This window comes from Bacteroides sp. OF03-11BH (genome assembly GCF_003604005.1).
GTDB classification, from domain to species: Bacteria; Bacteroidota; Bacteroidia; order Bacteroidales; family Bacteroidaceae; genus Bacteroides; species Bacteroides ovatus.
In genome coordinates, this window is sequence record NZ_QTMW01000042.1 from 35,047 (window position 1) to 50,240 (window position 15,194).

Here is a 15,194-nt window from a genome sequence, read left to right on the forward strand (position 1 = left end):
TTTCTAAAGAAACTTTATCTTTGTAATGTCAACAATTAAAAGAATATGGTTCGTTTTAATCTTGTTATCACCTTACTACTAATGATAAGCATGGCTGTCAAAGCCGAACTGACCAACCGGATGTTCGATGTCAGGCATGTAGGCTATGCAGAAGGCCTTAGTAGTCAACGTGTTTTTTCGATTGTCGAGGATGGAGACGGTGCTATGTGGATTGCTACAAAAACCGGAATAGACAGATACAACGGTCATACGGTAAAGAACTATGATTTGCCGGGCAGTTTCTATTATGGCGATCTTGCCGGACGCAGACTTTACTTATTGTACGACGCACAACAAGGACTGTTTGCCTACGACCACACCGGACGAATCTACCGATATTCCACCATCCTGGATCATTTTGAACAAGTCCTCCACCTGGGACAATTGATTCAGGAAGAAGTCATCTTGAACAAACTCTGTTTGGATAGTGACGGAACCTGGTGGATGGGGGCGGATAAAGGACTATACAAGCAAGAAGCGGACCATCGTATAGTTGCCGTGCTGAAAGGACAATATGTCAACGACATCGCATTTGCCGGCGAGTCGCTTTTTGTGGGCACTTCTAACGGAGTCTGGCAACTGTCACACGCCCTGCCGGGTAAGAAACGCCAGCTGCTGGAGGGGTGGAATGTACAAACATTGTTCTGCGACAAACCGAAAAAAGAACTCTGGATAGGCACATTTGGCAGCGGTTTGTCTGTGATGAACCTCGACACTTCCAAAGTGCTTGCGCTGGAGGGACAAGGGAGCACGTTCCTTCATCCGATACGGGCAATTACAGACTATGATGTACATACCATACTCATAGGCGTGGACGGTGGCGGTGTGTATGCGATAGACAAGGACACCAAGAAAGCCCGTTTACTGATGAATACCAAAGATGACACAGATACTTACCTGCGCGGAAACGGCGTATATGCCGTAACCAGAGACGACCAGGGCAACATCTGGATAGGTAGTTATACGGGAGGTGTATCCGTGGCTATCCTGCTGAAACATCCCATTTCGATATTAGCACACGAAAAGGGAAATACCCATTCTCTCATCAGCAACAACGTGAATGATATCGAAGAAAATCCGGATGGCAACCAATGGTTCGCTACTGATGATGGAATCAGCATCCGAAACACCCTGTCAGGCACTTGGAAACACGTGCTGAAAGAAATCGTAACCATTTCTCTTTGCACATCCGGAAATGGGAACGTATGGGTAGGAACGTACGGAGACGGAGTGTATCTACTGGATAACAACGGACGCGTGTTACGCCATCTCACCAAGCAACAAGGGCAATTGACCACCAATTATATTTTCTCCGTCAGACAAGACATGGAGGGAGACTTATGGATAGGAGGTCTGGACGGATGCCTGATCATGTTTGAAAAAGAAAAAGGCAGCAGACGGTCTTTCGACGTGAATTGGGTACAGTCCATTGAACCTATCGACCGAAACCGGGTAGCGGTGGCTACGGTCAACGGTTTTTTCCTGGTGGACAAACATACAGGGAATATACAGCACTATGCCAATTCCCAGGAATTTCACAATCAGAATGTCAGTGCTTATATCATCTCTATGCTGTTCAATGACGACGGAACCGTGTGGCTGGGAACCGAAGGGGGAGGATTGAATCTATATGATATGAAAAACCGGACGGTAAAGACTTTCACTGTTCAAGAGGGATTGCCGTCCAACGATATATATAGTTTGCAGCGAGACGACAAGAAACGCTTGTGGGTCAGCACCGGAAAAGGAATTGCCTTGATAGACAGCCTGCGCGTGTCGAACCTCAACTATGCGGGCAATATAGACAAGGAATATAACAAATCCTCATTTGCCCGGTTGATGAACGGCGAGTTTGTGTATGGCAGCACGGATGGCGCTGTCTTTATCATGCCACTCGACATTTCAACCGTAGACTACTGGACGCTCCTGCGTTTCACAGGACTGACAGTTGATTATCAAAACGTCCAGGAAGAAGAATCGTTGAAACCTGCCATTCATGATATGCTTGCCGACCGTGCAGTACGGCTCGGCTATAAATACAACTCGTTTACTGTTTCTTTTGAATCTATCAACTATCGTTTCCAGCGCGATATTGTCTATCAGCATATTTTAGAAGGGTATGACAATGACTGGAGCAAACCGTCTGCCGAGGGGAAGGCATCCTACACCAAGGTATCGCCGGGCACTTATCTTTTTAAGGTGCGCAGCCTGCGGCGCAGCGACGGAAAGACTATCTCCGAAAGCACCTTAGAAGTGAAAGTGAGCCAGCCATGGTGGAACTCATGGTGGGCTTGGACTATTTACCTGTTTATAATAGGCTTCGTTTTCTATTTCATCCTGCGCTATAAAAGCAACCAGCTCCAAAAGAAATACGACGAAGACAAAATACGTTTCTTCATCGACACGGCGCACGACATTCGCACGCCGGTGACGCTTATCATGGCACCTCTAGAGGATTTGAACCGGGAAAAGGATCTCTCGGACAAAGCCCGTTATTACCTGAATCTGGCCCATGAAAGTACCCGGAAACTCCATTCGCTCATCACACAGTTGCTCGAATTTGAAAAGGTAGACGCCCACAAGCCATCCTCTTCATCGGTTCCGCTTTGTCTGAATGAAGTTTTGCTGAAAGAAGTCTCCGTCTTCCGGTCTTTTTGCGAGAAGAAGCAGTTGACACTGAATCTGACCCAACCCGACGAATCCGTTTTCGTTTCAGCCGACAAACACCTGATAGAGATGTTACTCGACAATCTTCTTTCCAATGCCTGCAAATACACCATGCCCCAGGGAGAAATCAGTCTGGATTTGAAAGCCACGAAACGCAAAGCCATCCTTTCGTTGAAAGATAACGGAATAGGCATACCGAAGAAAGCGAAAAAGCACATCTTCTCCGATATTTACAGAGCCGAAAATGCCCGGCAGTCACAGGAAGAAGGAACCGGATTCGGACTGTTGCAGGTGCAGCGCATTGTAAAGATGCTGCATGGAAAAATCACTTTCTGTTCCGAGGAGGGCAAGGGAACTACTTTCATCGTAACATTGCCGCGAACCACCACCGTAACCGAACCCGTGTCGCACGAATCATCCCTCGAACACCTTGCCGGCACATCGGATAATAACAGCCACGAAACGGATAAAATAAAAGATCCGGACGACCGGAATACATTGCTCATTGTAGAAGACCACGAAACTCTCCGTCACTACCTCCGCCAGACCTTTGAACACCTCTATCGGGTGATTGATGTTGCCGACGGACACGAAGCTATCGCCTGTCTTGCCAATGAATATCCGGACATCATCCTCTCCGACGTCATGATGCCCGGCATACGGGGTGACGAGCTTTGCAGAATGGTCAAGGAAAATCCTGACACATCAGGTATTCCCGTCGTTCTGCTGACGGCAAAGGCTAACCACGAAGCAATAGTGGAAGGATTGAAGAAAGGCGCGGATGATTATATCCCCAAACCATTCAGTACAGAGATACTGAAATTGAAAGTACAAGGATTGATTGACAATCGAAACAGGCAACGGCAGTTTTTCATGCGGCAAGCCATCGCTCAAGTAGAGGCGGGCGGCAAACGTGACGACAATGAAAGCAATGAAAACAATGAAAGTATCGACAACAAAAACGTAACGACAGCAAGCGAAACAATGGCCGAGGGCGACCGACGGTTTATCATGCAAGCTACCCGGTTTGTTCTTGAACATTTGGATGAACCCGATTTCAACATCAATCTCTTATGCCATGAAATGGCAATGAGCCGGACACTATTCTACAGTCGCCTTAAATCACTGACGGGAAAAGGGCCGCAAGAGTTTATCCGTATCATCCGGCTACAAAAAGCTGCCGAACTGCTGAAAGAAGGTAAAAGCGTAACCGATGTCGCCGCCGAAACCGGATTTGTCAACACGAAGTATTTCAGTTCATTGTTCAAGAAACAATTCGGGATGCAGCCAAGTAAATATAGTGGGAAGTAGACAAGCATTCATGTTCGGTTTTGAATTAAAATTAGCTCGTTTCCGGTACAGTAATGAACTGTTTCAGCCTATTCTGACAAGGGTATATTCTCACTGCAATGAGAAAAAGTTCTCATTATAATGAGTATTTCTTCTCATACCTATGAGTATTTTTTCTCATAGTGATAAGTATACTTGAGAATGTTTACGGAAGTTTTTTTGAATTATAATTGTATGAGTTTACCTCATTCTTGTATAGCAACAATCTTCGAAAAAGAATGGGTAAGATAACGTCAGTTCGATAAAAATCAGCAGATTTGTCAGCAATCAAACCTAATATGTCAGCAATCTGACCATCGTTTCAGCCTGATATTAGCATCTTTGCACCAAGCTTTACAAGCATAAAGCACATATTATGTTTAACCTTTAAAATGCTAAAACGATGAAAAAAGTAGCACTATTCCTATTTTTATCCGTCTGCTTCGCGCAACAGTCCTGCTCGTCGGATGCTGTTGAAACGGAACCGGAGGAAATTCCACAAAACATTCTTTTTAAAGACGATTTCAACTTTTTCGACGAAAAAGTATGGACGAAAGAGACTCATGAACCCGGTTGGACCAATCAAGAACTACAGGCATACGATGCCGCCCATGTATCGATAGGAAAAGACGGGGATAAATCGGTTCTGATTCTTACCGCCGAACGCAAAGGGAATAAAATCTACTCCGGCAGGATCAATTCAAAAGGGAAAAAGAGTTTCAAATATCGCAAGATAGAAGCAAGTATCAAGCTTCCCAAGACTAACGGCGGACTGTGGCCTGCTTTCTGGATGATGGGAGACAACGACAAAGAATGGCCGGCATGCGGGGAGATCGACATTATGGAAATGGGAGAACAGAGCGGAATGGCTGCGGGCGATTCGGAAAAACAAGTGAATACCGCCATTCACTATGGCCCTAGCGCAGCGGCTCACGAACAGCAATACTACAAAGCCAATGTTGCCAACAGCCTGCAAGACGGCAATTATCACACCTACTCTCTGGATTGGGATGAAAACAACCTGACAATATCCATCGACAACGTCAAGTTTCATACGTTCGACATTAGCTCGAACACATACTTCCACGACAACTTCTACATCCTGTTCAACCTCGCCGTGGGAGGTGCGTTTACAGGAATTACCGACATTAATAAACTGACGGGCCTGAAAGACGGTCAGAAAGTGAATATGTACATCGACTGGGTGAAAATATTATAGGAATCTTAAATATACATGCTATGAATATGGAAAAATGTAAGTATCTACTGTTTTGCGGAACACTCGCCCTTTGGATGGCGGGAAGTTTCCAGCAAGTGTATGCAGCAACGGAACCAAGTTCCCAGGCTATTCAACAACAAAGCAACAAGGTAACCGGAAAAGTGAGCGATGCCACAGGTCCCATCATTGGGGCTTCCGTAGTGGAGAAAGGAACTGCCAACGGAACGATTACCGATCTGGATGGAAATTTCAGTTTGAATGTAAAAGCGGGAGCTACGCTCGTTGTCAGCTACGTGGGTTATAAATCCGAAGAAGTAAAAGCGGGAAGAGGTCCTTTGAACATCACCTTGAAAGAGGATGCCAAAGCATTGGATGAAGTGGTAGTTACCGCCCTTGGCATCAAGAGAGAGCGCAAAGCGTTGGGCTATGGCATTGATGAAGTGAAAGGTGAAGCCTTGACCAAAGCGAAAGAAACGAATCTTATCAACTCCATGGCAGGACGTGTGCCGGGCTTGGTAGTCAGCCAGACCGCCGGTGGTCCTTCCGGTTCTACGCGCGTTATTCTGCGAGGCAGTACCGAAATGACCGGCAATAACCAGCCTCTTTATGTAGTGGACGGTGTACCTTTGGACAACACTAATTTCGGCAGTGCCGGCACAAACGGAGGCTTCGACTTGGGCGACGGTATTTCGAGCATCAATGCCGATGACGTAGAAAACATGTCGGTATTGAAAGGCCCTGCGGCATCCGCACTTTATGGTAGCCGTGCCAGCCACGGTGTTATCTTGATTACAACCAAGCGAGCCAACAAGGATAAAATCAGCGTGGAATATAACGGAACACTGACTTTCGATACCCAACTTGCCAAATGGGACGAAGTTCAACAGATATACGGTATGGGAAGCAATGGTACTTATAGCTATGATGCCATATCCAACACAAACAAAAGTTGGGGCCCCAAAGCGGACGGTTCAAACATGCTGAAGTATTTCGACGGCGTGGAACGCCCTTTCCTCATTGTCCCCGACAATACGTCCAACTTCTTCCGCACGGGTATCACCGCCACCAACTCCGCCATCATAGGTGTGAACAGCGGAAAAACCGGAATTCGCTTTACCTATACGGATATGCGCAATAAAGACATTGTTCCCCAGACACACATGAGCCGTGACATTTTCAACCTGCGCGCCAATACGTCTGCAGGAAAGGTAGACTTGGATTTCAGCGTCAACTATACACGGGAAGACGTGAAGAACCGTCCGGCTCTGGGCGACAGCAAGTCCAATATCGGTAAAAACCTGATGACCCTTGCCACCACCTACGACCAGGAATGGTTGCAAACCTATCAGACTGCCGACGGCGAATATTCCAACTGGAACGGTATGGATCCCTACAACGTGAATCCGTATTGGGATATCTATAAGAACTTCAATAAATCCAAAAAAGATTTGTTCCGCATGAACGGCAAGGCCGTATGGAACATCGACCCACATCTGAAACTTCAAGCAACATTGGGCGCCGAACTCAACTGGTTCACGTTCGATGATTACAAAGCACCTACCACTCCCGGATTCGAAGCCGGAAGACTTCAAAACAGTGCTTTCCGCAACCGCATGTACAACTTTGAAGTGTTGGCTCTCTACAACAACCATTGGGGTGATTTCGATTTCAACGCTACGTTAGGCGGCAATGTATATAAGGTGAACAACCAGACCACCGTTACCACCGCTCAAGACATGAAGATACGCGATGTCCCTTCATTGACGAGTTTCAACGAGATCAGTGTAGTGCCCGGCAGTTACCGCAAGCAGATTAATTCGGTTTACGGAGCAGTGAACGTGGGCTGGAAACACATGCTTTACCTCGATGCTACGTTGCGTGGCGACCAATCGTCTACCCTTCCCACTGGCAACAACATGTATATGTATCCTTCTTTCTCCGGTAGCTTTGTATTCTCCGAGCTGACAAAACTGGGCGACCTCCTGCCTTACGGAAAGGTGCGTATGTCATGGGCGCAAGTAGGTAGCGATACCGATCCTTATCAATTGGGACTCGTCTATACGAAATCCAAATATGCTTATCCCGGATATACCATCGGATATATCGATAACGGAACCATCCCCAACAAAGACTTGAAACCAACCAAAACAAACTCCGTGGAAATGGGATTGGAATTGAAATTTCTGAAGAACCGTATCGGACTGGATTTCACCTACTATTCTCAAATCAGTAAAAACCAGATTATGGGAATGGCAAGTTCCTGGACAACCGGTTATAACTATCGCTTGATTAATGCCGGCAAGATAGAAAATAAAGGTATTGAGATTGCCCTTAGCACACGACCGATTCAAACACGCGATTTTTCCTGGGACATTAATCTGAACTTCTCCAAAAACAGCAACAAGGTAAAAGAACTGGATGGCGAATCGGATATGTTTGAACTGGAAAAAGCATCTTGGCTCGACGTTCAGGTAGCCGCTAAGGTAGGCGAGAACTTTGGTTCTATTGTAGGCCCGGACTTCCAACGGAACGAAAAGGGAGATATTCTGATTGACCCGCAAACCGGTCTGCCGCAATATGACAAGAGCAACCACGTATTAGGTAATGCCTCTTGGGACTGGACAGGTGGATTACTCACCAATTTTACCTACAAGAATCTTTCGCTGGTAGCGGTATTCGATGTGAAAGTAGGCGCCGACCTCTATTCTATGTCTGCCCGTGCTGCTTACGAATCGGGTAAAAGTCCGGAAACACTGGCAGGACGCGACGCCTGGTATCGCTCGGAAGAAGAAAGATTGGCAGCCGGCATTGCAAAAGGAGCCGATAACTGGAAGCCGACAGGCGGATTCGTTGCTCCAGGTGTCATCGACAACGGTGATGGAACGTATCGCCCCAACGACATCTACATCAATCCGGAAGACTACTGGATGAGCGTTTGCCGTAATGCACCTTCTATGTTTATTTACGACAACTCATACGTAAAATGCCGTGAGCTGACGTTGAGTTATAATGTACCCAAATCCTGGCTGAAGAATGTAGTAAGCGGACTGACCGTTTCGTTCGTTGCCCGCAATCCGTTCATCGTATGGAAGAATATCCCGAATATCGACCCGGATTCCAACTACAACAATACCACCGGTATGGGACTTGAATACGGTTCGTTGCCTTCACGCAGAAGCTATGGTTTTAATGTAAATGTGAAATTCTAAAAAGATATATCATGAGACAATCTAAATACATCACAATCATCACGATGGCATGTGCCCTGTTTTTCGCTTCTTGCAGCGATGAATACATGGAAAACATGAATACCGACCCTTCCAAGGCCGCTACCATCGACCCGAATGCGCAGCTCACCACTGCCCAACTGCAAACGTACGGAGACCTTAGTATGATGGAAATCTACCGTAACTACCATTATGCATTCACCCAACAACTGATGGGATGTTGGAACACCACCAACTACGGCGGACGCCATACGCTAGATAATAATGAAATGAGCCGTATCTGGACATCGTTCTACACTCAATCCCTGAAGAATATCATTGATGCTCAATATCGCACAGCCGAAGATGCAGAGAAAGTGAACATCAACTCTGTGCTCCGCATTTATCGGGTTTATCTTATGTCTATCATCACCGACACTTACGGAGACGCTCCTTTCAGTGAAGCCGGCCTGGGATTCCTCGAAGGAAAGTTCAATCCGAAGTATGACAAACAGGAAGATATTTACAACACGTTCTTTCTGGAGCTGGAAGATGCCGTCAATAAAATCGATCCGACCAAAGATAAAGTGACAGGTGACCTCATCTATGCCGGTGATGTAACTAAATGGCAACAACTGGCAAACTCGCTTCGCCTACGTTTTGCCATGCGAATCTCCAATGTCAATCCTACAAAAGCACAAACGGAATTTGAAAATGCTTTGGTTGCCAATGGGGGTGTGATAACGGACGCCTCAAGCGATGCGCTCATCAAATACATGACAATCGCATTTAGTTTCGGACAAGAAGCTTACTCTGATTATCGCGGAAATTCATTGTCACAGTTATTGTTCGGCAACGACCCCGCTAATAATCCAAGCTACCTCTGCTCCACTTTCTTTAATCAGCTACGCCAATCCGGTGACCCTCGTACATTCAAAATTTCCCGTTGTTATTATGACGGGCTGATGAGTGCCACCAGTCCCGACAATCGTGTCGACATCACCCAGGAGATGATTGAAAAAGGGATTGATTTCAGTCCGCGCGACCCAGGTGCCTACTCGTGGGAGCCATGGCCTACAGGATACGACAGCGATATTTGTAAGGAATTAGCCGTTAACAATCCTTCCGTTACGGTAACTATGGCTCGTGAAGTGGAACCCAAACTTGCCAATAATTTCCTAAAAAGCGACAATCCGGGCGTAGTGATGACCTCTGCAGAAGTGAAATTCCTGATGGCGGAAGCTACCGTGAAAAAATGGAATGTCGGCAGTGTGTCGGCAGAAGATCTTTACAAGCAAGGAGTGCGTGCAGCTATGGATTTCCTGACAGACAACTACGGTTGCACGGCTACTACTGATGCAGAGTTTGATGCATTCATTCAAGGTAGAGGGACGTTCGGACATACGGACAATCAGAAACTTGAAGCTATCAATACACAGGCCTGGATTCTTCACTTTACCAATCCTGCCGAATGTTGGGCAAACGTGCGTCGTTCCGGTTATCCGAAGTTGAAATCACCGGCAGAATATGGGTTCGGACAATATCTCACCGGTGGAACGGAAATTCCGGTACGTCTCTGCTATCCTGTATTGGAATCTTCCTATAATAAAAAGAGCTACAACGAAGCCATCGAGCGCATGGGAGGAACAGACAATTGGCACAGCCTTCTGTGGTGGGATACTGAAAACTAACTATTAAACAATCATCCATTATGAAAAAGATATATATTGCACTATTTGCCCTACTCGCTGTAGGCTCCACATTTACTGCATGCACCGAGGAAGAACCGTTCGCTACGGTGACAGAAAATGATGATCCGCATATCCTTGCCCCAGTATTCCCTGACAGGACGAACGGCCAATTGGCTACATTCGCCAACATCAGCCGGGATGCGAACTTATCCATCGCGCTGACCGTGACTCCGAAAGATTACACCACAGTAACCTGGTTCATTGATGGACAGGAAGTAGAATCGGGTACCGACTCCGACAAAGAAATCAACCGTAGTCTGAAAGCCGGTACGTATAATTTGAAAATAGAAGTGGAAACTGTGAAAGGGAAGAAGACTTCCCGTGAAGGATTGGTGGTGGTCAATCCATTGGCTGATGACCCTCAATCTAAAGAAGTAGCTTTTGAGAGAATTGTATCTCCCGGTAAGACTGCCCGTTTATATGGCAGTAATTTACAGAACGTAACAGCCATCCTCTTGGGAGGAAACACGATCACCGATCCTACTTATGTTGAATCGGCAGACGAGAATTATCTGGAATACATCGTTCCGACAGGCGTAAGCGAAGGCGATTACCGTATCGTTCTGCAAGATGCCGCCGGCAATGAATATGGAGCCGACATGGTGAAAGTGACCAATGCTTCCCTTGTCATTTCGGGGGCTAACCGGGCTACTGCCAACGTGGACTGGACCATTTCCGGTATCAATCTTGAAAACATCGCTTCTCTAACTATCGGCGGACAGACAGTGTCTCAATTCAGCAATCAATCTTCTACGGAAGTTACGCTGACTTGTCCGGATTTGTCTGATGGAAGCTATACGCTGACAGGCAAAACCCGTAGCGGAGAGGCTGTGCAGTTCTTGAACGACAATGCTACGACTACCGAACAGACTGTGACCGTATCTACCGAAATAACGCTTTGGTCAGGACACCATTACGTTTCGTGGGATAAGCCGGACGGTGACCCCAACAAGAGTTTCGGTCTGATTCCAAAAGATGTGTTTGCCGGTATCACAGCCGGATCAACACTGAAAGTAGTCTACTCCATAGAACCAACTGCCGAATATCATCAGATGCAACTTGCCACAGGTTGGTGGACTGGCCTGGCAGATAAGATAGAATTTACGGAAAACGGTGAATACACACTGGTACTGACACAAGAGATACTGAATAAGATTCAAACTGAAGACGGATTCTTATGTACGGGTCATGGCTATTATGTAGACCTGGTAACCGTGAAATAATGTTCCTAAGTAAGTTTAAAAATCATTCATACCATAAGTATCTGTCATTCTTCGGGTTAAAGCCCTCTGAATGACAGATTACATAAACGATGCTACTTAAAAACAAATCATAATGAAACTAAGAAATATTATATTAATGACCGCATCTATCGCAATGACTGCCTGTTCCAAACAGGCAGTTCCCACTGCCATTCCTGAAGACGCTAAAATAGAACAACAAGTGGAAGAGCTTCTATCAAAGATGGACCTCGATGCCAAGATTGGACAGATGACCGAGCTTGCCATTGATGTATTAGGAGAGACGATAAATGGTGAATTTCAATTGGACGAGGCAAAACTCCACAAAGCGATTGCTGAATACAAGGTAGGTTCGTTTCTAAATGCTCCCGGCCCGGTAGCACAAAGCCCTGAAAAGTGGAACGAGATTATCAGTCGAATACAAGAACTGTCGATGACGGAGATTGGTATTCCATGTATCTACGGACTGGATCAGAATCATGGTACTACCTATACATTGGGCGGAACGCTCTTTCCTCAAAATATCAATATGGGTGCTGCCTTCAATCCGGATTTGACCTACGAAGCAGCACGTGTAACGGCTTATGAAACAAGGGCTAGCAATTGTCCCTGGACATACTCCCCCACCGTCGATATGGCACGTGATCCCCGTTGGCCGCGTGTATGGGAGAATTATGGAGAAGACTGTTTAGTCAATGCCATTATGGGCAGCACTGCCGTCCGAGGCTTCCAAGGAGATGATCCTAACCATATTCCCGCCGACCGAATCGCCACCTCCGTGAAACATTACATGGGATACAGCATGCCACGTACCGGTAAAGACCGCACACCGGCTTATATATCGGTTTCCGAACTGCGTGAGAAATGTTTTGCACCGTTCAAGGCTTGTGTGGAAGCTGGTGCACTGACTATAATGGTCAACAGTGGTTCCATCAACGGAAAGCCTGTGCACGCCGACCGCGAACTCCTTACACAATGGCTGAAAGAAGACTTGGGATGGGACGGAATGTTAATCACCGACTGGGCGGACATCAACAATCTTTATACCCGCGAACATGTGGCGGCAAACAAAAAAGAAGCCATCGAAATGGCAATCAATGCAGGTATAGACATGGCTATGGAACCGTATGATCTCAATTATTGTACACTACTAAAAGAGTTAGTGCAAGAGAAGAAAGTGCCCATGAGCCGTATTGACGATGCCGTCCGCAGGGTGCTTAGACTTAAATTCCGTCTGGGTCTGTTCGATCATCCGAACACTTTATTGAAAGATTATCCTCTCTTCGGCAGCAAGGAGCATGCACTTATCGCACTTCATGCAGCTGAAGAATCGGAAGTATTGTTAAAAAATAAAGATAATATTCTTCCGCTTCCTCAAGGGAAAAAGCTACTGGTAACCGGTCCGAACGCCAACTCTATGCGTTGCTTGAACGGCGGTTGGAGCTATTCGTGGCAAGGACATCTGACCGATAGATTTGCCGACAAATATAACACCATTTACGAAGCAATCTGTAACAAATTCGGAGCCGATCATGTCCGTCTGGAACAGGGCGTAACCTACAAACCCGAAGGTGCTTACATGGAAGAAAATGAACCGGAGATTGAGAAAGCTGTGGCCGCCGCCCGCAACGTGGATATCATTATCGCCTGCATCGGTGAAAATTCATATTGCGAAACACCCGGTAATCTTTCCGAGCTTACCATCTCTGCCAACCAAAGCAAACTGGTAAAGGCACTTGCCGCTACAGGAAAACCGATCATCCTGATACTCAATGAGGGTCGTCCCCGCATTATCAACGAGTTGGAGCCATTGGCTGATGCTGTTATTGACATTCTATTACCCGGAAACTATGGTGGCGATGCATTAGCGAACATTCTGGCAGGAGACGTGAACCCCAGTGCCAAGATGCCTTACACATATCCGCGACACGAAGCAGCACTGACTACCTACGATTATCGGGTGAGTGAAGAGATGGACAAAATGGAAGGAGCTTATGACTACAATGCGGTAGTCTCCGTTCAATGGCCTTTCGGATACGGATTGAGCTACACCACTTTCGAATACAGCAACTTCCAAACGAACAAATCTTCGTTTACCACAGGAGATGATTTGCACTTTTCCATAGATGTAACTAATACTGGTAAATATGCCGGAAAAGAAGTTGTCATGCTATTCAGCAGTGATCTTGTGGCTTCGCTTACTCCCGAAAACCGTCGGTTACGAGCCTTCAAAAAGGTGGAACTACAACCGGGCGAAACCCAAACTGTCACTCTATCCATCAAAGGCAGTGACTTGGCTTTTGTCAATTCTGACGGGCAATGGGTACTGGAACAAGGGGATTTCCGTATGCAATGCGGAAATCAAGTATTGACTATTACTTATAAGTAGGCATTTATAAGTAAATGCACATTATTAATGTATACACTCCCGACAATAACTCTATGAGACACTGCGTTACTTTGTGGTAAACTCAAATTATCATCTAACCAGTTGAACAGCCTCAAACGGCTGTTCAACCAAATTTAAACAACCGCTCCTCTTGATCCAAACGACCGTATGTCTACAATGAAAAAACAATCGTTTGAGCCCAAAGGAGCGGTTGTTTTTATCTGAAGGAAAGCGGCATTATTACAAAGGATATTCCTCAAAAGCATACAAAATGGTAGATAAATAACGTTCGCCTGTATCGGGTAATAATGCAACAATCATTTTCCCTGCATTTTCCGGTCGCTTCGCCAGTTCCGTAGCAGCATATACGGCTGCTCCTGAAGATATGCCTACCAACAAACCTTCCTGTTTGGCTAATTCACGACTCGTACGAATGGCATCGTCATTCTGCACCTGAATAATCTCATCTACGATAGAAGCCTTGTACGTTTTAGGAACAAACCCTGCACCAATTCCCTGAATCTTATGCGGCCCTGGTTTTCCTCCCGAGAGTACCGGAGAATCAGAAGGTTCTACTGCCACGATCTTTATACTCGGATCACGCATCTTCAGCGCTTCCCCTACACCGCTAACTGTCCCGCCAGTACCTACTCCGGCCACAAAGATATCGACTTTCCCCTCGGTATCTCTCCATATTTCCAGACCGGTAGTCCGTAAATGCATGGCAGGGTTAGCAGGATTCTCAAATTGTTGTAAGATGACAGCTCCCGGAGTGACCGCTTTCAGTTCTTCAGCTTTGGCAATGGCTCCTTTCATACCATCTGCACCAGGAGTCAATACTAATTCCGCACCTAAAGCTTTCAGAAGATTACGCCGTTCGATGCTCATGGTATCGGGCATCGTCAGAATCAGTTTATAGCCTTTAGCTGCCGAAACAAAAGCCAATCCCACACCGGTATTCCCACTGGTCGGTTCAATGATAGTTGCTCCGGGATGCAAAATTCCTTTCGTTTCTGCATCCTCAATCATAGCCAATGCTATGCGGTCCTTCACGCTTCCTGCGGGATTGAAAGATTCAATCTTTACAATCAGACGAGCTTTCAGGTCGTTACTTGTATTATAGTTACTAAGTTCCAATAACGGAGTATTACCTACCAAATCCGTCAATTTTCTTGCTATCTTTTCCATATATCTGTTTTAAATTTCTCTTGTTTTAATATATGACAAAGATAGTGCGGATTCTGTTCAGGGTAAATACCATATATATGGTAAATTCATACCACATATATCTGACTTCTTGCCAGAAGAAGTTACGAAAAGAGTGTAATTTATTGGAAATGAGCATTGGGTAAT

7 protein-coding genes are annotated in these 15,194 nt (G+C 46.0%); 6 read left to right on the plus strand and 1 reads right to left on the minus strand.

Annotation, left to right across the window (positions count from 1 at the left end; translation table 11 throughout):
- Positions 1-45: 45 nt before the first annotated feature.
- The 6 genes from DXA54_RS22055 to DXA54_RS22080 all read left to right on the plus strand — a co-directional run bounded on the left by DXA54_RS22055 (position 46) and on the right by DXA54_RS22080 (position 13,841).
- On the plus strand, positions 46-4,017 hold the full coding sequence (locus tag DXA54_RS22055; protein WP_120080668.1) for a hybrid sensor histidine kinase/response regulator transcription factor: 3,972 nt from the start codon (positions 46-48) through the stop codon (positions 4,015-4,017).
- Between the two features lie 421 nt (positions 4,018-4,438).
- Positions 4,439-5,254, plus strand: a complete 816-nt coding sequence (locus DXA54_RS22060) for a family 16 glycosylhydrolase (protein ID WP_120080670.1) — start codon at positions 4,439-4,441, stop codon at positions 5,252-5,254.
- A 20-nt stretch (positions 5,255-5,274) separates the two neighbouring features.
- On the plus strand, positions 5,275-8,463 hold the full coding sequence (locus DXA54_RS22065) for a SusC/RagA family TonB-linked outer membrane protein (RefSeq protein WP_120080672.1): 3,189 nt from the start codon (positions 5,275-5,277) through the stop codon (positions 8,461-8,463).
- 11 nt (positions 8,464-8,474) lie between these two features.
- Positions 8,475-10,151, plus strand: coding sequence for a SusD/RagB family nutrient-binding outer membrane lipoprotein (locus tag DXA54_RS22070; RefSeq protein WP_120080674.1), 1,677 nt, complete (start codon positions 8,475-8,477; stop codon positions 10,149-10,151).
- A 20-nt stretch (positions 10,152-10,171) separates the two neighbouring features.
- Positions 10,172-11,434, plus strand: coding sequence for a hypothetical protein (locus DXA54_RS22075; protein WP_120080676.1), 1,263 nt, complete (start codon positions 10,172-10,174; stop codon positions 11,432-11,434).
- 112 nt (positions 11,435-11,546) lie between these two features.
- Complete coding sequence (locus tag DXA54_RS22080) at positions 11,547-13,841, plus strand: glycoside hydrolase family 3 N-terminal domain-containing protein (protein ID WP_120080678.1); 2,295 nt, start codon at positions 11,547-11,549, stop codon at positions 13,839-13,841.
- Between the two features lie 240 nt (positions 13,842-14,081).
- Here DXA54_RS22080 and cysK read toward each other — a convergent pair whose 3' ends face one another.
- Entirely contained in the window at positions 14,082-15,029 is a 948-nt protein-coding gene (gene cysK, locus DXA54_RS22085) for a cysteine synthase A (RefSeq protein WP_004317446.1), read from the minus strand.
- Positions 15,030-15,194: the final 165 nt, after the last annotated feature.